Source organism: Actinomadura graeca (genome assembly GCF_019175365.1).
Lineage (GTDB): Bacteria > Actinomycetota > Actinomycetes > Streptosporangiales > Streptosporangiaceae > Spirillospora > Spirillospora graeca.
In genome coordinates this window covers 5677896-5696077 of record NZ_CP059572.1, presented here as the reverse complement: position 1 = coordinate 5696077, position 18182 = coordinate 5677896, and the positions used below count along the sequence as shown (strand labels likewise).

The following is an 18182-nucleotide window of genomic DNA, read 5'->3' as shown; positions in this document are numbered from 1 at the left end:
GTCATTGCTCCTGTCGTGTCTGCTTGAGGTCCTGCACATAGGTGTCCAGCCGGTCGAAGCTCTCGTTCCAGAACCGCTCGAATCCACCGGTCCACTCGTGGACGGGCCGCAGCCCGCGGGCGTCAAGGCCGTACAGGCGCTGCTTGCCCGCCTTCCGGTCCCGCACCAGCCCGACCTCCCGCAGCACCCGCAGGTGTTTCGAGGCCCCCGGCTGGGTCATCCCCAGCTCCCGGGCCAGATCGGTCACCGGCCGCTCACCCGCCCGCAGCAACGCCAGGATGTCCCGGCGCTGCGGCTCGGCGATCGCGTTGAAGACGTCCGACGTCGTCGCTGCTCGTGCCATCCCCCCATCATATGCCCATATCGGCATGCGTCAATCCGAGATGCTCCATACGGGTTCTGGCGGATCGCGCCGAGACGTTGGCGTGTGCCGGACTCCGCGTGGGACAAGATGACAAACCAGACTCGGCAGAAGAGGCTCTCCTGCGGAGCCCGTCGATATGGATGATCAGGGGGGATGTGCGGTGAAGAAGTTCCGGACCACAGTCGAGCTGGGCGGTAGGACCGCGACCGGCTTCGAGGTTCCCGCCGAGGTGGTCCAGCAGCTGGGAGCGGGCAAGAAGCCGAAGGTGAAGGTGACCATCGGTGGCCACAGTTACCGCAGTACGGTCGCCGTCTACGGTGACCGGTACATGCTGCCGCTGGCCGCCGAGAACCGGAAACGGGCGGGTGTCGAGGCGGGAGAGGATATCGAGGTCGTCCTCGAACTGGACACCGAGCCTCGCGTGGTCGAGATTCCTGAGGACTTCGCGCAGGCCCTCGCCTCGGAACCGGCGGCGCAGCAGACCTGGAACGACCTGTCCTACAGCAATCGGCGTTACCACGTGCTGCAGATCGACGGCGCCAAGACCGAACAGACCCGGCAGCGGCGCATCGCCAAGTCCATCGAGGCACTCGGCCAGGGCAAGCCCCGCTGAGTGGGCAGCACAGTACGGTAAGCACTGCGTGGGCGGCGGGAAGAAGCTCGCCAAGCTGTACGTCGTAATGATCCACTCGGCCGTCCTCTTCCCCATACCCCTACAACGCACAGCTCCCTGAAATCACTGCTCAGCAGAGCGCCGGAAGCCTCGACATGTATTACGCAAGGCAGGGCCGGATAAGAATCCTTGGCGCTCCGGCGCTCCGGACCACATAAACATGGCCGACAATGGCCACACGCTGCTGGAGCGACACGTTGCGATGCCCAGCGACAAGGGACGGTCGGCTGATTAGCATCTGGAGTCCAATCAGCCGATCTTGATCGTTTGGACGCGCGCTGCCATGCAGAACCATCCTTCGGACTGGGCACTGGTCGACGTCGAAACCTCCGGGTTTCGACCTTCGGAGCATCGCGTGCTGTCCATCGCATTGCTGACGATCGACGCGAACGGACAGGTGACCGGTCAGTTCTCGTCTCTGCTCAACCCTGGCTGCGATCCCGGGCCCGTCCACATCCACGGACTCACCATGGAACGATTGGCGGGCGCCCCCAGGTTCGAGCAGATCGCCCCAGAAGTCGCGGCCCTGCTGCAGGGGCGTGTGATGGTCGCCCATAACGCGCGCTTCGACTACGACTTTCTGGTCCACGAATTCGCCCGCGCCCGACTTCGACTACCCGTCGATCAACGGCTATGCACCCTGGCTCTGAACCGCCGTTTGTCGCCCCCCACACCGAACATGCGGCTGGGGACACTGGCCGCCCATTATGGCGTTGTGCAGCGCAGGGCACACGACGCAGCGGACGACACGCGTGTCCTCGCCGGAGTGCTCCACGGCTCTCTGACGGCAGCGGCGCGGCTTGGATTACCCCTGCCGCTGGTACCTTGCCCGCCCCGCCAAACCACTCGCACACGGTATCCGGCCCGTACCGCCAAGGTCGCATGCGCCTATCGCAACCCAGGACGACTCGCCGTCGGCAGTCCACTCGTCCAGGGAATGAAGATCGCCATCACGGGCGACACCCGGACAGCACGCGCCGAACTCACGGCCAAGGCCGCCGCAGCCGGACTGAACATGATGTCCACCGTCAGCCGCCACACCAGCGCGCTGGTGACGAACAGCCCGAACTCCTCCAGCACCAAGGCGCGGCGCGCAGCCGCCGAAGGCGTTCCTCTCATCGATGAGCCCATGTTCCTGCGTCTTTTGCAGCACGTACAGCCCGGTATCCCGCAGCAGTCGACACCGTTATCTCCGCCGCACGGCATTTCCACCATCACGCCTCAAGCCGGGAGTTCTCCCGATGTAGCCCGACCTGACGAACCGCCCGGAATGGCCTTGCTCGGGCGGCGCGTGCTCGTGCTAGGCGGCTCGCATCCCCGTGCCGCGGCGGCTCGCGCTCGTGTCATCGCACTCGGTGGCAGCGCCGCGGTCAACCTCTCCAGCAGCGTCACCGACGTCGTCGTGCTCCCAGGCGGGAACGGTGACCGGCGCCTCGCCCGGATCCGGACCCTCGACCTGCCCATGCACGACGAGACCTGGCTTCACGCACCAATCACGTCGCCGCCCGCATGGAGCTGATCTGCAAGAACCTACGGCTGAGGTGTCGCACCCGACCCGGCTGAACACCCCAAGCGCACCGTGGCGGAGCCGACAATCGCGGACGATCTCCAGTTAGTCGAAGATCGCGTTGCATTCCAGCAAGCCGATCGCCTTCTCAAAGCACCTAGAGTCGGACTACCCACTAGAAACCTGCTTATGAAAGAGCAAAGTTCCTACGTGGGGATAATTGGGCGGATACTCCCAGTCAACGCCCTCCTGCCATGCATACCGCGGTAGTTCGATCCACGTTGTCCAGCGGAGATCTCCGTAAGGACCGAAGGCACTCAAGGGCATTACCGGCGTCGCCAAGGCCGTTCCCACCCTTCACACCAGACAGATTAGACTACAACAAGCCCACTAATATTCGTGAGCATGAAAACGGGTGGATTGTTCCTTATACTTTCGTCAGGGTGTCGCTGAACCGAGCGAATCGCGCAATCCTTGGGGGTCCGCCGATGCTTTGGGTTGTCACTATCGCGGCAGTCGCCGTGCCGATCTTCGGGTATGTGGTCTACACGCGGTTCCGGGTGACGCCGCCCAACACGAGTACGGCCGTGGTGTTCTCAGGGGGTGGCCTGTGGGGATTCAAGACGACGGACGGTGCGCGGTTACGCGTCGTCCTGGGACGGGCGCAATTCGTCCCGCCGCCGCACCGCGGCCGCCGGGAGATCCCTCTCGCCGTGGAGGACATCCCGATCGAGGCCAAGAACTGTGAGACGAAGCAGCAGCTGCGGGTCAACATCATCATGGCGTTGTCGTACCGGATCGAGGACAAGAAGGAGCACATCAGGCGTGCCGCCGTGCGGCTCCCGATGCAGCCGGAGAGCAGGACGGAGACGATCCGCAACCTCGCGCACAGCAAGCTGACCGAGGTGGTCAGCGAGACCGAGCACGACGACCTGAACACGCGCCGCCAAAGCGTCGTCGCCCGCGTGCGGGATGCGATCACCGAGGCGTTCACCGACTACGGGCTCGTGGTGCAGGACGTCGGCTTCACGAGCCTCGACGACCTGGACGAGATCGGCAAGGCCCGGCGCAGTGTCGCGCAGATCAGCAGAAGGAACGAGGTCATCGAGGCCGAACAGGCCGGGAGGCTCAAGGCCACGGAGCTGGAGACGCAGGCGGACATCGACAGGAAGCGCCTGGAGGAGGAGGCGAAAGTCGAGAAGAGACGGCTGGAGGCCGAGGCCGCCGAACGCCAGCATGAGCTGCTGCTCCGGACGAACTCCATCGAGCACGAGGTCGCGGAGATCACGGCCGAGCGCGAGCGGCACAAGGCCAAGCTGGCCGCCGAGAAGGACCTCGAGGAGCAGGAGCACCGGCGGGTCAAGGCGGAGAGGACGCGCGAGGCCCGCCGGGTCGAATTGGAGATCGAGAAGCTGGAGAGCGACTTCCGGACCGAGCGCGCCAGCGCCGAGCGCCTGGCGCTCAACGCCACCGAACACGGGCGCCAGATGGACCTGGCCGTGGTCGAGGAGGTGAAGCTGCTCTCGGCCGCGCGGGCGAAGGGCCTGGAGACGGCGTCCCGGATCAAGGGTTTGACCGGTGATGAGATCAAAGGGCTGGTCATGCTCGCGGTCGCTGAACAGCTCGGGGAGGTCGCCAAGTCCCGTCCCGACCTCTCCAACCTCAGGAACGTCTCCGTCAACGGGGACGGTTCCGGCGGGTTGCTCTCCCAGCTCACAGCGATGGGAGGGCCCGCCCTCGACATGGTCGGGGAGTTCCTCAAGGGTCTGAAGGAGGGCAATCTTCAGGACCTCGAGGGCGAGAGCTCGGCCCATGTCGCCGAGGCGATCTTGGAGGTGGGGAGGGAGTCCGCGCCCGCTGACGGGTCATGACGCCGGTCACCCCCCGCCCCCGCGCGCTCGTCGTCGCGGTCGAGCGGTTCATCGCGGAGGGACTGGACGAGCTGCCGTTCGCTGCCGAGCGCGCCCGCGACATCGACGCCGCCCTCGGCCGGCTCGGCTACGACTCCCGACTCCGCGTCGTCCTGCAGATCACGTCCGCCGCACTGGACGCGCTGGTCAGGGCAGAGCTGGAGGACAGCCCGGAGCGCGTCCTGGTCGTCCATGTGATCACGCACGGCGAGGCGCCGCACGGCAACGTCCTGGCACTGGGTTCCGACGGCGGGCCCTCCGCCGACGTGGAGGGGTGGATCCGGCTCGTCGAGAACCTGCCCGACCGCTCCCCCGTCCTGTTCCTTCTCGACCTGTGCCACGCCGGGAGCGTCTCCCGGCTCGCTTGGCAGACCGACCTCGACACGGCGAAACGCCGCGCCTGGGTCGTGGCGGCCTGCCAGCGAGACGAACTCGCGTACGACGGCCGGTTCAGCCTCGCCGTCGCCGCGGTGCTGCACCGGATCTCCGAGGGCCGCCTCGACCTGGCGGACGGTGTCGCCCACGTCCCCTTCCCCGTCGTGTCCCGCCTCATACGGCAGGAGGTCAACGCGCTGGCCCGGCGGGCGGACCACTACCCGCAGCAGGTGGCGGCGACGCTGGTCGACCCGAGCGACGACGAGGCATGCCCGCCGTTCTTCCGCCACCGCCCGGCGGGATCACCCGCCGGCCGGGGGACGCCGCCCGCACACCCGGCCCCGCCCCGCGATCCGTCCCAGCCGCCCGGGAGGCGAGTTCCCGGCTACGGCGTCCCCTTCGTCGAGGCCGCCGCCGGCCCGGGCGGCGCGGACGGCCGGTACGGGCAGATCATCAGCCACTTTACGGGACGTGAGCGGGAGCTGCAGAGCTTGGGCCACTGGCTCGAGGCCACGAACGGCGGCGAACTCGCGACGGTGACGGGGGGTCCGGGCTCCGGCAAGTCATCACTGATCGGCGTGCTGGTCTGCGCCGCCCACCCGGTCCTCGCCCGGCACACTGGTGCACTGCTGGGGCGGGTCCAGCATCTGCCACCGGTGATGCCGAAGGACCGCTTCGTAGCCGTGCATGCCGCGGGGCGGAGCCTTGAGCAGGTGACGGCGGCGCTCGCCGAGCAGCTCGGCGTCCCCGACCGCGGCGCCGCCGACGCGTTCCTGGGTGCGGTGCGATCGCTGCGCACCCGCCCTGTGATCGCGGTGGACGCCCTGGACGAGGCGCTGGACGGCCCGGAGGTCATGCGACGGCTGCTGCTGCCTCTCGTGGACGGGACGCGGCTTCGCGGCGACGGCGCGACGCCTGCGCGGCTGCTGGTAGGCGTCCGCCCCTACCGTGAGTTCGACCCGCTGCTGCGCTCGCCGCGGCGCTCCGAGCTCACCGTGGACCTGGACCGGATCGACAGGGACGTCCTGCGAAGCGATCTGTCGATCTATGTGTACAACGTGATCGAACATGATGGGGCATGCCGCGAGTCCTCGACGGTACAGGGGGCCTTCGCGGGCGCGGTCGCCAAGGCGCTCACCCGGCCGGGAGCGCCGCGGCAGTGGGGGGCGTTCCTCGTCGCGACGCTCTACGTGCAGCACTTCCTGGCGGCGCAGCGCCGCGAACCGCTGACCGACCCGGCGGACGCCGAGCGTCTCGGGGAGCGGATCCCACGCACCCCTGCCGCGATGCTGGACCTCGACCTCGCCACCGGGCCCGCCCGTCACTGGCTGCGCCGCCTCCTTGGTCTTCTCTCCCGGGCGAAGGGCCGGGGAATCCCCGCCGACGTGCTGTTCCGCCTGGTGCGCACGGGCACCGTCCCCGAGGAGGAGGACGAGGCCGACCGCGCCCGTGTGGAGGCGGACCTGCGTGCCGTGCTCGTCTCGGGGCACCACTATCTGCGCCAGGCGACCGAGCTCGACGGCACCGCGCTGTACTCGTTGTTCCACCATGGGTTGTCTCAGGAGCTGCTCCGCGAGACCGGACCGGTCGACCCGTCCGCCCTGTTCGCGGTCCTCGGACCGGAGGACGCGCGGGACTGGGACGCGGCCGAGCCGTACCTGCTGGAACACGGTTGGGAACACGCCTGCGAGGCGGGCGAGGAGCGGACACTGCTCGACGATCCCGAGTTCCTGCTCCGCCTCACACCTGAGCGGCTCGCCACCGTTCTGGACGAAGCCGGGGACACCGTCCTGCGCGCGACGATCGTCGGGCTGCCGGCACCCGACGCCGCGGCGGCCGGGAGGCGGCGCGCCGCGTTCGTGCTCGCCGCCGCCCGGGCCGGCCGACCCGTTCTCGCACGCCGGGCCGCCTGCCCGCCCGCGGAGCCGCCCCTGCCCTGGGTCCCGATCTGGACGGCGGGCCGCGCCCGTGACCCGGACAGCACCGGCGGAAGGACACCGCCTCCCGGTGACTTCGCGCTGCCTCGGATCAAACGCTGGCAGACGGCTACCACGGCGCTGGCCTACGTGTCCTTGGACGGCGTTCCCGTCGCCGTGACCGGCCACGACAACGGCAGGCTCCTGCTGTGGGACCTTCTGCGGCGCGACGCCATCCCGTGGACGGACGGGCCGGGCCGCCGCAGGCGTCCCGTCCGGGCACACGAGGGATCGGTGCACGCGCTGGCCTGCGCGCAGGTGGGGGACGAAACCCTGGTGATCAGTACCGGCTCCGACGGGAGGGCGCGCGCATGGTGCCCACCCGAGCCCGAGCCCCGGTACGTCTGGGAGATCGACGATCAGGCGTTCCTGCCCGCCGTGGCGTGCGCGTGGATCGACGGCGCACCGGCCGTGGTCGTCGCGGACGACTCCGGCAGGCTGCACTGCTTCGGTCTCGCAGACGGCCGCACCGTCGGGGCGCCGGTCACACGGCTCGGCCGCCTCATCGGCCTGTCGATCGTCCGGCTGGAGGGCAGGGCGTGCGCCTTGACCGCCGCGCAAGGGGGCCGGGTCAGCGCGGTCGACCTCGCCTCCGGTCAGGTGGTGTTCCAGCGGGACACCGGCACGTCCACCACGGTGGTGACCGCCGGCAGCCGTGACCGGCGGCCCGTCGCGGTCACGGCCGGAGGCGGCGGCCGCGTCCGCGGCTGGTGGCTGGACGACTCCGCCGCGCCGCCTTTCGAGCTGCGCGGCCACAAGGGCATGCTGGAGACGCTCACGTGCGCGGAGCTGCGCGGCAGCCCGGTGGTGATCGCCGGTGGCGAGGTAGGTGCCGCACACGTGTGGGACCTCTCCACAGGCAGGCCCCTGGCCCGGTCGCGACCTTTCGCCCGGCTCGACGGCATCCACCGGATCGCCTGGGGCACCGTCCGCGGTCACGCCGTCGTGATCGTGGCCGGGGACGGCACGCCCCTCCAGGTGTGGGACCTGGGCGGATTGGTCGAGGCCCGGCACGGCAACGCGGACGCCACCAGGCCCCGGACGGCGACGGCGGCCGCCGGCCACATCACCGGCTGGCGCCTGACCGACGCCGACGCGATCGTCCTCACCGCGGACGACGGCACCGACATCGCCGTGTCCATCCGCGACGGCGCCGTCCTGCCCTCCTGCCCGGCCGGGCGCGTCGCGATCGGAGGCCCCGCCACACTGGTCCTCGACGGCGGCCGGTTCGAGGCGGTCGTCGACGCCGACGGCACGACCGTCCGCCTCGTGGGCGCGGGCACCCCGCACAGAGACGGCGTGCTCGGCGCGCATGCCGCTCCCATATCGGCGCTTGCGGCGGGTCCGTCGGACGGCGGGGAGCCGTCGCTGCTGGTGAGCGGGGACCGGTCGGGCACGGTGGTGGTGTGGGACCTGACGCGCCGCGGACAGGAGCACCGGTTCACCCTCCCGTCGCCGGTGACCGGGCTTCTGGTCCTGCCCGGCGGGAACCTTCTCGTGAACGCCGACGGGGAAGTGATCGCCCTCGCACGCCAGAGCTGACCCCACGGGGGCGGCATCCGTGGCTATGACTGCCGGAACGCGACGTCACCGACCCCGGTCAGCCCGGCGACGACCTCGGCGAACACGTGCAGCGCCCAAGCCGGGACATCCTTCGGCCGGGCCGCCGACAGCAAATCCAGCGTCAGCGTCCCGTCGCCGTGAAGGACGCCCTCGACCCGCCTCGGCTCGGGCCCGACCAGGTCGCGAAACCACGCGCGCAGGCTCGCCCCCCGGTCCGGCGACAGCTCGAGCACCACGGTCCGGTCGGTACGGGACGCATCGTTCAGCACGCGGTCCCAGCCGGGCGGCCGGTCGCGCAGTTCCCCGGCCTGGACGCTCGCGAGGTAGACGGCACGCCCGCCCGGACGACGGGTCGGCGCGACGCAGGCCCCCTCCACGAGCTCGTCGATGCCGTGGGAACGTAGGAGGGGGCGCAGTGCCGGGTCATGCACGAGCCGGCCCGGCATCGTCCAGGGCCGTCCCGGCCCCGGCGGTCTCGGGGAGGGCAGGTCTGGAGCGATCATGCCGAGCATCACCCTGAGCTCATCGAAGTCACCCCGCTGCTGCAACCCGCGCAGCACCGGCCACTGGGCGGGGCAGGACTCGCGCAGCGACGCCCAGGAGTACAGGGACAGCAGGGCCTGCCGGCCTTCCTCCCCCGGAAGTGCGCCGAGCAAGAGCAGGCTCGTCGCGATCGACGCCTTGGTCAGCAGCGTGCCGACGGCACCCTCGGACGCACCACGGGTGCGAAGCAGGTCGGCGAGCAACTCCAGCTCGTGGTCGGCGTGGTCGATCCAGCCGAGGACACGTCGGCGTTGGAGCGGATCCGACCGGCCGGTGGGCAGCAGCGCGAGAGCGGATGCGGTCAGCTCGTCAGCGCGGGCGGCGACGGCCTTCTTGTCGCGCGACCTGCGGTCCGCGTGCCGGGCATCCGCGCCAGGCGCGGGCGTCACGACCGCTCGGCTCACGCTCCGTATCTCCAGTGGGCCGTCTGCCATGCTGACGGCCCAAGCGCGCAGCGGCTCGTCCAGCTCGAAATGCAGTCGTCTCGCCCGCGCGTAGCCGACCGTCCCGCAGAAGCGCCGCAGGGTCGACTCGAACGTCACGGCCAATGCCTCGCCCATGGGCAGCTCGCCGACGCCGATGTCGGCCGCCCAGTCGAGGAGCTCCTCGTCCGGCACGGGCAGCAGGCCGACGATGGTCTCCGCCTCGAGGTTCACCGGCTCCCCGTCCGCGAGGCGGACGCCGGGGAGCACCGCGCGGTGTCGCACCGGCCGGGCGCTGAAGACGAGGTACTCGGACACGCCCGTCAGCGGCAGACCGAACATCGGCCCGTACCGGCCGGGCCCGAGCACCTTCGGACGGCCCTTGCCGAGGACGACCACGCGCTCGCCGACGCGCACCCGCAGGAGCCGTGGCGTCCAGTCCATCGGCCTGATGAGATCACCGATCGAGGTCATGCTCCGCCTCGGGAATGTCGAGGTCGACGCGGCGCTGGCGTCGGTAACGCTCCTCCGCGAGTGCGATCCGGGTCATGGAGCGCCGGTGCCGCCGCCGCTCGTGGGTGTCGGCCCGCAGCTCCGTCGTCGCCTCCACCTGGCGCAGCACGCGCCGCGTGCTGTGCTCCTTCGCCTCCAGCTCCCGGGCGGCGAGCAGGTTCTCGTACGTGCTCCGGCCGCCCGCGCCCATCAGGGCCTTCCCCATGACCGGCAGAATGTCCACTAGGAGGATGAGCAGAGCGAGAAGGTAGTGGGCGGCGCGTACCGCGGCATGCTGCCGTCCCAGCGACTCGAGCGCCTCGATGCGCACCAGCAATCCGTCGATACGGCTGTTGGCCCGGCGCGCCTCGCCGATCCGGGTGTCGCGCTCGGCGACCAGCTTCGCCTGGTCGGCTCTGAGGCGTCCGATCTCGGCATTCGCCTGCCCGGACTGGCCCGCGACGGCCTTCTGGGCCGCGGCGAGGTCGCGCTCGAGGTCTGCGATCTGCCGGTCGAACCCGGCCAGCCTCTCACGCAGGGCGCGGGCCTCCGGGCCGTCTCCGACGCGCCCCGTGCCCGACGAACCGTTCTGCTCACCCTGAAGCTGCGCGCCGACCTGGCCGCGCTGCCGCCGGGCCTGGTCCAGCTCCCGCTGGAGTTCGGCACGACGATCGAGCTGCGCCCGCAGTTCCCCGGATGCCGCCCGGCCCATGCGCAGATCCTCGATGCGCGCTTCGTAGGACCGGATCTTCTGGGCGAGCGGACTGCGGTCGATCTCTTGCTCCGCCCGCTCCTGCCGCTCCCGCTGTATGGCGGTGACCTGCGCGGTCACCTCGGATTCGAACACCATCAGCACCAAGGGCTCGGAGATCGTGATACCGAGCACCAAGGACAGCAGCAGCCTCGGCGCGAGCGTGATCAGCTTGCGCCGCACTCCGCGCGCCGACCGGTAGCTCGCCACCAGCCAGCGGTCGAGGTTGAAGACGGCCAGCCCCCACAGGACTCCGGCCACCACCCCGGCGGGCGTGTTGTGGAACGCCAACCGCACGGCCACCGCCATCGACACGGCCGCGGTGATGGCGGTGGTCGCCACTGCGCCGCCGAGCCCCTGGTACCTGTTGCGCTCCACCTCGGGGCACTGGGACAACATCGGGCGGTCTGCGCCGCTGGCAAAGATCAGGAAATGGCCGAGCCTGCCCGTCCACCGTGAACGGGTCTTGACCACGGCCCCCATTAAGAGCGAACCCTCTGAGGTTTCGTCACCGTACCCCCGCACGGCTTGTGATCGGTTGCGCGAGAATGATTTACGTCCCGCACCCGGAGAACGATGTGCCCGCATCCCACGTTCCCCACATAGAATATCCGTGCCCGTCGAAGATCCGGGGTGCCGCCAATGTCCTCTCAAGGCCATTCTGATCCTCGACCTCACCGAAGGGAGGCCGGTGGCGTCGATCGTCGGGGTGCACGGAATCAGGAACTTCTCCTACTACAGCGCCGCGCGGGACCTCACCGGCGCCATGCAAGCGATCGAGGCGGACTGGCAAAAATGGCTCGGCGAGGGATGCCGGGCATATGATCCGCTGCTCGCAGGTCCGAGCCAGATGCCGGTCGCCTACTACGCCGACCTCCTCGACCGCGGAACCGGCATGGGAGCGGCGCGGCCGGACACACTCGAACCTTTCGCGCGTGCACTGTTCTTGGAGTGGGCCGAGCAGACACGTGTGGAGGCGGCGGAGTCGAACGCGCCCGCACCCGTCCCGGCGGGCCGGGTCACGGCGGCCCTGCGCCAGGCCGTGGGTCTCCTCACCGATCGCTATGGTGCCCGCTGCATCCCGGTTATCACAGCACTGGTCGCCGAGCTGGCCACCTACTTCGACCCGCGGTTCGCCGACCGCCGTCGACGCTGCCGCGAGCGCGTCGCCGATGCGGTCCGCACCCATCGGCCGAGGGGGCTCGTCACCCATTCCCTGGGCAGCGTGGTGGCATACGAGGCGCTGTGCTCCGCCCCGGACCTACGCGTGGACCTGCTGGTGACGCTCGGCAGCCCCCTCGCCATGCGCAACGTCGTCTTCGACCGCCTCGAGCCGCCGCCTGCCGGAAAGGGCATCCGTCCCCCTGGCGTGGGCGAGTGGTGGAACCTGTCCGACAAGGGCGACCCCGTGGCGGCGCCACGGCGCGCGCTGCCCCTGCGCTTCGACGGCGTGTGGATCGACCGGGACATCACCATCCACCGCTTCGACCCTCACCGTGTCAAGTCCTATCTCCGCTGCCGCGAAATCGCCGAGGTACTCGCCCCCCACCTTTGAACGAAACACGGGGGATGACTCCTATGGATCCGAAAGCAGAAAGTTGATCTCGTGACGTCCTTCTCCCGACACCGCTGCAGCACCCCGGCATGCCCGACGAATACCGAACCGAGAGATCGGCGGTGAGGCGCCGGGACGGCTGGCCACGCAGCCGCTTTGTCGGCGGCGGCGCCCGATGTATCGCCTGCCTGGCCGCGCGCTGGTGCTGGGCCGGGCGTGGGCAGATCGCCGACGGAGTGATTTCTTCGGAGTTTTCAGCCGCGCAGGGCGGCGATGGCCTTCTCAATGCGCCGTCGGCGCGTCTCGGGCTTCTTCGCGCTCTCGATGGCGCGCACGTGCTCGCGCTTGTGGCTGTAGGCGAGGTTGTCGTAGGCGGCACGGGCGACGGGGTCGTCGTTCAGGGCTCGGGCGAAGTCCTCGGGTTCGACGACGACACGCGGCTCGGTGTCGAGTTCAAGCTCGACCTCGACCTCGTCGCCGACCGCGACACCCGCCGCCCTGCGGTTGGCGTTGCTGAGGCCGAGCAGGAGGCGGCCGCGCATGATCGCGACGCGGCTCTTCCAGGAATGCCCGTTGATGGTGATCGTCACCGGCGGTCGCGCGCCCCCGCCGAGCGCCTCCACCACCTCGGGCGGAACCTCCAGGCCCCGCATGGGCTCGGGTGGTTCGACGAGGGTGCGAAACTTCACGACGTCCTCCATTCCGATCGGTGTGGGGCAGGCCGAGTGGCCTTGTCCACACTTACCAGAGCTGCTACTCCGCGTAAGGCTGATCCGTCCCGCGGGCGCTGTAGCCCAGGCTCCAGATGTAGCCGTCAGGGTCGGTGAAAGTGCCGCCGTACCCACCCCATGGCAGGGCACCGGCGGGCTTGAGGATGGTGGCGCCGGCCTTTTCGGCTTCCGCCATGATCTCATCGACCCGCGCCTCGCTGCGGACGACGTAGGTGAGGACGAGCCCGCTGAAGCCATCGCCTTCTGGGCTCGTCCCCACCTGCTCTGCCAGACCTTCACGGCCGTAGAAGCCGACGGGCGAGGCGCCGTCCGACTCGAAGAACACCGAGATGCCGTAGTCGTTCTTGATTTTCCAGCCGAGACCGTCGGTGTAGAACCGCTTGGCCCGCTCCATGTCCTGGACGCCGAGCAGGATCGAGCTCACGTGCGCCTTCATCGTGTCTCTCCTTCAGTTCGAGATGTCTGGACCGGCAGGCCGAGCACCCGGGGCCGACCCCGATGTCACATCAGCGTGGTTGCGCCGGTCAGTTGATATGACAGGCCGAAACGAAGGAATGTGACAGATGATCGAGCAGGACTGGCTGAGCGAGCGGTTCGCCGAGCACCAAGGCCGCTTGCACGCGATGGCCCATCGAATGCTCGGTTCGCCCGGTGAGGCCCAGGACGCGCTGCAGGAGACGTGGCTGCGGGTCAGCCGCGCCGACACCGGCCAGATCGAGAATCCGGCCGGCTGGCTGACCACGATCACGGCCCGGGTCTGCCTGAACATGCTCGAGGCCCGCCGGGCCCGGCGTGAGGAGTCGGCCGGGGCGCTGCCGCCCGAGCCGGACGCGCCCCACCCGGGCCCCGGCCCGGCCGACCCCGAGAACGAGGCGATGCTCGCCGATTCGGTCGGTGCCGCGCTGATGGTGGTGCTGGACACCCTGTCTCCCGCTGAACGGCTCGCGTTCGTCCTGCACGACGTCTTCGCCGTGTCGTTCGTGGAGATCGGCGGCATCATCGACCGCTCCCCGGCCGCGGCCCGGCAACTCGCCAGCCGGGCCCGGCGCCGGGTGCAAGGCGCGGCGGAGGCGTCCGCCGCCGCGCGATCGGCGAAGCGGGACATCGTCGAGGCCTTCCTCGCCGCCTCCCGGAGCGGGGATTTCGCCGCCCTGCTCGAACTGCTCGATCCGGACGCCGTGGCCCTCGAAGTCCGCGGCGCCCACGCGGTGGCGGCGTTCTTCGCGGGCCGGGCCCAGGCCGCCCGGCTGGCTCTGGTCGATGGGGTTCCGGCGGCCGTCTGGTCGCACCGAGGCCGACCGAAGGCCGTTTTCACGTTCACCATCGGCAACGAGAAGATCACCAGCATCACCATCGACACCGCCCCGGACCGCCTCCAGGGCCTCGACATCGTCCCTCTCCACGCCGACGACAAGGGACGGCGATGAGGCGACCTGCCCCGCAGATCCGGGTGACCGGCACCGATGTCATGCTCTGGTCTTGCACCCTCGCCGTCCACGATCTGAACGAGGCGCTTGATTTCTACCGTGACGTCCTCGGCTTCGACGTACGCAACGAACCCGAGGGGGCGCTGTGGTCGGCGAGCGTCGGCCCGCCCTCGTATCCGAATGTGCGCATCTTTCTCCACTCGCCCGGCGCGGACCCGAATGCCTCACCCGCCGACCGGCGGACGATCGAGGAACTGACGGTCAAGGGCCTCCTGAGTCACCGTCTCGTCTTCGTGACCGGCGACTGCGATGCCACCTTCGAGCGCATCGAGGCCGCGGGCGCCGAGGTGATGCAAGAACCGATCGACCGACCCGACGGCACCCGCGATTGCGCCTTCTTCGACCCCTCCCGCAATACGCTGCGATTCACCCAACCACGGCAGCTGAACCGGGCACTCGCATCGAGACAGGCACACATCGCGACGGCCCTCGGCCCGCCGATCATCTGACAAATCGATGTCCGCACGCAGGCGCGAGGGGGGTCTGGCCAGGTCCGGGACGTTTTCGGGACCGAGGGCGCGGTTTCCGCCCCGTCACCCGCCGCCGTGAAGGTAGAGGTAGGTAGAGGGCGGCCGGTTCCGGGGGACGTAGAGGTCCAGGGTGAGCGGATGGAACCCGACCGGCAGCGCGTCCGGGACATCCCTGATGGTGGCGGGCTGGAGGCCATGTCCATCGGCTGGGTCCAGGACGCGTAGGCACAGAACGTCACCGGCATCAAGTGGCTGTTACTCGCCTCCACTCATACGGCCCAAGTCTCGAAGGAACTGGGCCCGGCGCGCAAGGACATCGTCGCCCTGTCGGAGTTCGAGCCCTACACCGACGACCGATCCGCGGCCGACGAGCACTGGCGCGCCACCATGAGGCGCTACCGCGTGCACCTCACCGCCTTCTCCCAGGGCGGCCACCTCGCCACCCAGCACCTCGTCACGGTGCTGCGCTCGATCAAGGGAGACATCACCCGGGAGCCCGTGATAGCCGACCCGATCCGTGAATGTGATTTTACGTCTTTTTGGCACCGAGTCGGCAATGCGGGGAAAGACTGGGCGCAAGACTACGGTGAGGTTTGAGGCGAGAAGGAACAGCCGGGATCGGGGCTTCGATGACTGCCAGCTATGATATTGATGACGATATCCTGGACGCGGCGGGGAAACTCTTCTCACAGCTCGGCTACGATTCGACGACCCTGAAAATGATCAGCGAGGTCGCCAGGGTGGAGACCACCTTGCTCGAGGAGATCGGCAGAGAGCAGATCTACCGGCAAGTCTTCGCCAGGCTGCGCGACATCGAGACAGCACGGATCGACGCCGCACTGAGCGAAAGCACCCACGGGGTCGAAGGAATTCATCGTGTTATAGACGCGTTCTTCGACTTCATCGTCGACCACCCGCAACTGCCCGCGCTGTGGAGTCATCGAGGCTTGGGGGATGCCACCGATGTACACCTTTCGCTAGCCGAAGACCCTCCGCCGTTCATCGATGTTCTGACGTCCACTCCGTGGGAGGGCGTCGCCCCCGACCTGGATCTCCGGCTCTTGGCCTGGATCGTCATCTGGAGCATCGGCACGTTCGTGCACAATGGCTTCATGGACGAGGACGGCCGTCAAGTCTTTCCCGACGATCCCCACGCGGTCCGCCGTCTCCGGGAGCAGCTGCACAAGATTCTGGACGCTCTCAACAGGACAGAGTCCGCTGGATAGACGGCTCCGCCAAGATCACGACGGTGTGTCTCTGTTTTGAGCCTCTTGAGAGGTCACCCGGGCCCGGACGGGTGGCGTCGGTGATCGACTTGTGGGACGCAAGGGCGGTGAGGCCGCCGTACACGGTGATCTCGGCGGTTCGCCCGCATCAGGGTCGCCTACGACAGCTTCGTCCACCGATCTCACGAAAGTGTAAACCGATCTCGGAATTTCCCACTGACAGGTACCCGCCCGAACATGCCGACTCTCGTCGGGATGTCACGACGAGAGCGCCGCCCGCAGGCGCGGAGCGGGCGGCGCTCGTCGTACCGAGGATGGATCGCAGGGTGAATCAGAATGCGTTCTGTCTCAGGACCGGTCGCCCGGGCCGCTCCCCTCGAACGGCCCGAGCGGGAGGTCAGGCGATCTGCTGCATGGGCACCAGGACCTCGCCCGGCTTGTTGTTGTCGACGTCGAACATCGTGAGCGCGGCGAGCGTGGGGCCCTTGTGGCAGCGGTTCAGGAGCAGCATCGAGCGGCCCGCGAACATGTTGACGACCATGTCCCGCTTCTCGTCGGCAGGGCAGAACACGGTGAACTGCACCGCGCCCTCACCGAGGCATCGTGCCGCCGCGAAGGGGCCGGCGTCCGCCTTGAGACTGCAGGTGACCGGCAGCTTAGGCTTGTCGTCGCCCGTGCCGGCGGACGCCGGGCCGATGCCGCCGGACAAGACCAGTGCCGTCGCCCCGAGGCCGAACACGGCCAGAGCTGGTTTGCGGATCTTCATGATGACACTTCCTTGGGAGCTGGGCGGGTCCGCATACACGATCGCCGGCCTCGCGATATGCGGCCCCGATTCCGAGGAGCCGGGCCTCGTTTGCGACCCGATCATCCACCAGGACGGCCGCGACCAGGAAATGCCATTTCCTCATGAAAACGTGCTATGGCCGCAGAAGTGTTCTCGCTGCTCGTCAGATCATGCCGAAGAAGCGGTACCGCCATCGGCATGGGGTTGCACCCACCAGCCAACCACGTTCGCTCGTTGTTCGCTTTTATCTCGCCGCCAGTGGCCAGCCCGAACGGCACGGGATGTTCTTCAAGGGGGGTCGCAGTGCCCGCGCGTACCGCGCCAAGGGCCTCAGCCGGCGGACCCCAGCCCACGGCCAGCTTCCACCAGCAGTTCACGCAGGGCAACGCCCTGCGGGAGTTCCGCGCGCTCGGCACCGGCGGCACGGGTTCGCCTCCGACGTCACCGGTATCCGCGCCCCGGACGCGAACGGAACCGTCCTCGCCGAGATCCGCGACGTCCGCACAGGCGGCCCCGACCTGCCCGCCGTGCTGGGGATGCCCTCGGCCAAACCTCGCGCGGATCCTCCTCGGCCGCATCGCCGCCGTCGGCGTCACGACCCGCTTCGGCGGCACTCATACCGGCCTGCGCCAGGACGGCGCGGGCGTCGACATCACCTTCTCCGACAGCTCGACCGGCCGCTACTACCTGGTCGTCGGCGCCGACGGCGTCCGCTCGCACACCCGCCGCGCGCTGGGCATCGACCTGGAGACCCGTCCGGTCGGCATGGGCATCTGGCGGGCCTTCGCTCATCGTCGGCTACAGCCCTACCTGGCGAGGACTTGCTCTACGCCTACGTCGTGGAACCCGCGCAGGACCGCTCCCACCTCACCGGACGAGCGGCTGGTCACCCTCAAGGAACTGGCCGACGCCTATCACGGCCCCTGGGACGACATCCGCGAGACGCTTACCGACCCTGCCGCGTCAACGACACCCGCTTCGGGACGCACGTGTTCCCCCGCCCCGTGGAACCGGGGCCGGGTGGTCCTCATCGGCGACGCAGCGCACACCTGCCCGCCCACCCCGGCCCAGGGCGACGCCCAGGCATTGGAGGACGCCGCCGTACTCGCCGAACTCCTGACCAGGCGCGACCGTCGACAAGGATCAGGACATCTGAGGAAGTCGCCCGGTGCGCCCTGTTCCTGGCCTCCGACGAGTCCTCCTACGTCACCCGGGCCAACCCCGTCGTCGACGGCGGCTGGTCCGCCGTGCTTCCCGGCGGCGACGTCACGCAGCCGCCCGACAGCTTCCACGACGGCCGTCCGGTGTAGTGACGGTCGGTATGCGGAAAAAGTCCTCGAAAGAATTTCG

The 18182-nt window shown here is 69.1% G+C and carries 16 protein-coding genes and 1 pseudogene; 11 read left to right on the top strand and 6 right to left on the bottom strand.

Annotated elements, in window-relative coordinates; translation table 11 throughout:
• Position 1: 1 nt before the first annotated feature.
• Complete coding sequence (locus AGRA3207_RS25390; protein WP_231329516.1) at positions 2-343, bottom strand: ArsR/SmtB family transcription factor; 342 nt, start codon at positions 341-343, stop codon at positions 2-4.
• Positions 344-524: 181 nt separating this feature from the next.
• On the opposite strand from AGRA3207_RS25390, the gene AGRA3207_RS25385 reads away from it, so the two are divergent.
• The 4 genes from AGRA3207_RS25385 (at position 525) to AGRA3207_RS25370 (ending at position 8347) form a co-directional block, all read left to right on the top strand.
• A complete protein-coding gene (locus tag AGRA3207_RS25385) occupies positions 525-977 on the top strand; it encodes a YdeI/OmpD-associated family protein (RefSeq protein ID WP_231329515.1) in 453 nt (150 codons plus the stop codon).
• A gap of 319 nt (positions 978-1296) precedes the next feature.
• Positions 1297-2556, top strand: coding sequence for a DEDDh family exonuclease (locus AGRA3207_RS25380; RefSeq protein ID WP_231329514.1), 1260 nt, complete (start codon positions 1297-1299; stop codon positions 2554-2556).
• A 509-nt stretch (positions 2557-3065) separates the two neighbouring features.
• Positions 3066-4415: an SPFH domain-containing protein gene (locus AGRA3207_RS25375; RefSeq protein ID WP_231329513.1), complete on the top strand. Its 1350-nt coding sequence runs from the start codon at positions 3066-3068 to the stop codon at positions 4413-4415.
• Positions 4412-8347 (top strand): WD40 repeat domain-containing protein, encoded by a 3936-nt coding sequence (locus AGRA3207_RS25370; protein ID WP_231329512.1) that lies wholly within the window; start codon positions 4412-4414, stop codon positions 8345-8347. The genes AGRA3207_RS25375 and AGRA3207_RS25370 overlap by 4 nt, the downstream gene beginning before the upstream one ends.
• A gap of 23 nt (positions 8348-8370) precedes the next feature.
• On the opposite strand, the gene AGRA3207_RS25365 is transcribed toward AGRA3207_RS25370, so the two are convergent.
• Both AGRA3207_RS25365 and AGRA3207_RS25360 read right to left on the bottom strand, forming a co-directional pair.
• A complete protein-coding gene (locus AGRA3207_RS25365; protein WP_231329511.1) occupies positions 8371-9777 on the bottom strand; it encodes a hypothetical protein in 1407 nt (468 codons plus the stop codon).
• A gap of 13 nt (positions 9778-9790) precedes the next feature.
• Positions 9791-11050 carry a DUF4407 domain-containing protein gene (locus AGRA3207_RS25360; RefSeq protein WP_231329510.1) on the bottom strand — a complete coding sequence of 420 codons (1260 nt, stop codon included), beginning with the start codon at positions 11048-11050 and terminating at the stop codon, positions 9791-9793.
• 139 nt (positions 11051-11189) lie between these two features.
• Here AGRA3207_RS25360 and AGRA3207_RS25355 point away from each other — a divergent pair, with 139 nt between their 5' ends.
• Positions 11190-12131, top strand: a complete 942-nt coding sequence (locus AGRA3207_RS25355; protein WP_231329509.1) for a GPI inositol-deacylase — start codon at positions 11190-11192, stop codon at positions 12129-12131.
• Positions 12132-12385: 254 nt separating this feature from the next.
• On the opposite strand, the gene AGRA3207_RS25350 is transcribed toward AGRA3207_RS25355, so the two are convergent.
• Both AGRA3207_RS25350 and AGRA3207_RS25345 read right to left on the bottom strand, forming a co-directional pair.
• Positions 12386-12820: a YdeI/OmpD-associated family protein gene (locus AGRA3207_RS25350; RefSeq protein ID WP_231329508.1), complete on the bottom strand. Its 435-nt coding sequence runs from the start codon at positions 12818-12820 to the stop codon at positions 12386-12388.
• Positions 12821-12884: 64 nt separating this feature from the next.
• On the bottom strand, positions 12885-13298 hold the full coding sequence (locus AGRA3207_RS25345; protein WP_231329507.1) for a VOC family protein: 414 nt from the start codon (positions 13296-13298) through the stop codon (positions 12885-12887).
• Between the two features lie 127 nt (positions 13299-13425).
• Here AGRA3207_RS25345 and AGRA3207_RS25340 point away from each other — a divergent pair, with 127 nt between their 5' ends.
• The 4 genes from AGRA3207_RS25340 (at position 13426) to AGRA3207_RS25325 (ending at position 16045) form a co-directional block, all read left to right on the top strand.
• On the top strand, positions 13426-14289 hold the full coding sequence (locus AGRA3207_RS25340) for a sigma-70 family RNA polymerase sigma factor (protein ID WP_231329506.1): 864 nt from the start codon (positions 13426-13428) through the stop codon (positions 14287-14289).
• Positions 14286-14798, top strand: coding sequence for a VOC family protein (locus AGRA3207_RS25335; RefSeq protein WP_231329505.1), 513 nt, complete (start codon positions 14286-14288; stop codon positions 14796-14798). The genes AGRA3207_RS25340 and AGRA3207_RS25335 overlap by 4 nt, the downstream gene beginning before the upstream one ends.
• A gap of 423 nt (positions 14799-15221) precedes the next feature.
• Positions 15222-15416, top strand: coding sequence for a hypothetical protein (locus AGRA3207_RS25330; protein ID WP_231329504.1), 195 nt, complete (start codon positions 15222-15224; stop codon positions 15414-15416).
• A 32-nt stretch (positions 15417-15448) separates the two neighbouring features.
• Positions 15449-16045 (top strand): TetR/AcrR family transcriptional regulator, encoded by a 597-nt coding sequence (locus AGRA3207_RS25325; protein ID WP_231329503.1) that lies wholly within the window; start codon positions 15449-15451, stop codon positions 16043-16045.
• Between the two features lie 397 nt (positions 16046-16442).
• Here the strand turns inward: AGRA3207_RS25325 and AGRA3207_RS25320 are convergent, their stop codons facing one another.
• Positions 16443-16811, bottom strand: a complete 369-nt coding sequence (locus AGRA3207_RS25320; protein ID WP_231329502.1) for a hypothetical protein — start codon at positions 16809-16811, stop codon at positions 16443-16445.
• Between the two features lie 156 nt (positions 16812-16967).
• Here AGRA3207_RS25320 and AGRA3207_RS25315 point away from each other — a divergent pair.
• Positions 16968-17897: pseudogene (locus tag AGRA3207_RS25315) on the top strand (FAD-dependent monooxygenase); the annotation flags it as partial.
• Positions 17822-18142, top strand: coding sequence for an SDR family oxidoreductase (locus tag AGRA3207_RS40135; protein ID WP_338028219.1), 321 nt, complete (start codon positions 17822-17824; stop codon positions 18140-18142). The pseudogene AGRA3207_RS25315 and the gene AGRA3207_RS40135, both read left to right, overlap by 76 nt.
• Positions 18143-18182: the final 40 nt, after the last annotated feature.

Bases quoted from the DNA above. Each gene is read 5' to 3' on its own strand.
- AGRA3207_RS25390 (WP_231329516.1), bottom strand. From the start codon at position 343: ATGGCACGAGCAGCGACGACGTCGGACGTCTTCAACGCGATCGCCGAG.
- AGRA3207_RS25370 (WP_231329512.1), top strand. From the start codon at position 4,412: ATGACGCCGGTCACCCCCCGCCCCCGCGCGCTCGTCGTCGCGGTCGAG.
- AGRA3207_RS25365 (WP_231329511.1), bottom strand. From the start codon at position 9,777: ATGGACTGGACGCCACGGCTCCTGCGGGTGCGCGTCGGCGAGCGCGTG.
- AGRA3207_RS25345 (WP_231329507.1), bottom strand. From the start codon at position 13,298: ATGAAGGCGCACGTGAGCTCGATCCTGCTCGGCGTCCAGGACATGGAG.
- AGRA3207_RS25340 (WP_231329506.1), top strand. From the start codon at position 13,426: ATGATCGAGCAGGACTGGCTGAGCGAGCGGTTCGCCGAGCACCAAGGC.
- AGRA3207_RS25335 (WP_231329505.1), top strand. From the start codon at position 14,286: ATGAGGCGACCTGCCCCGCAGATCCGGGTGACCGGCACCGATGTCATG.
- AGRA3207_RS25325 (WP_231329503.1), top strand. From the start codon at position 15,449: ATGACTGCCAGCTATGATATTGATGACGATATCCTGGACGCGGCGGGG.
- AGRA3207_RS25320 (WP_231329502.1), bottom strand. From the start codon at position 16,811: ATGAAGATCCGCAAACCAGCTCTGGCCGTGTTCGGCCTCGGGGCGACG.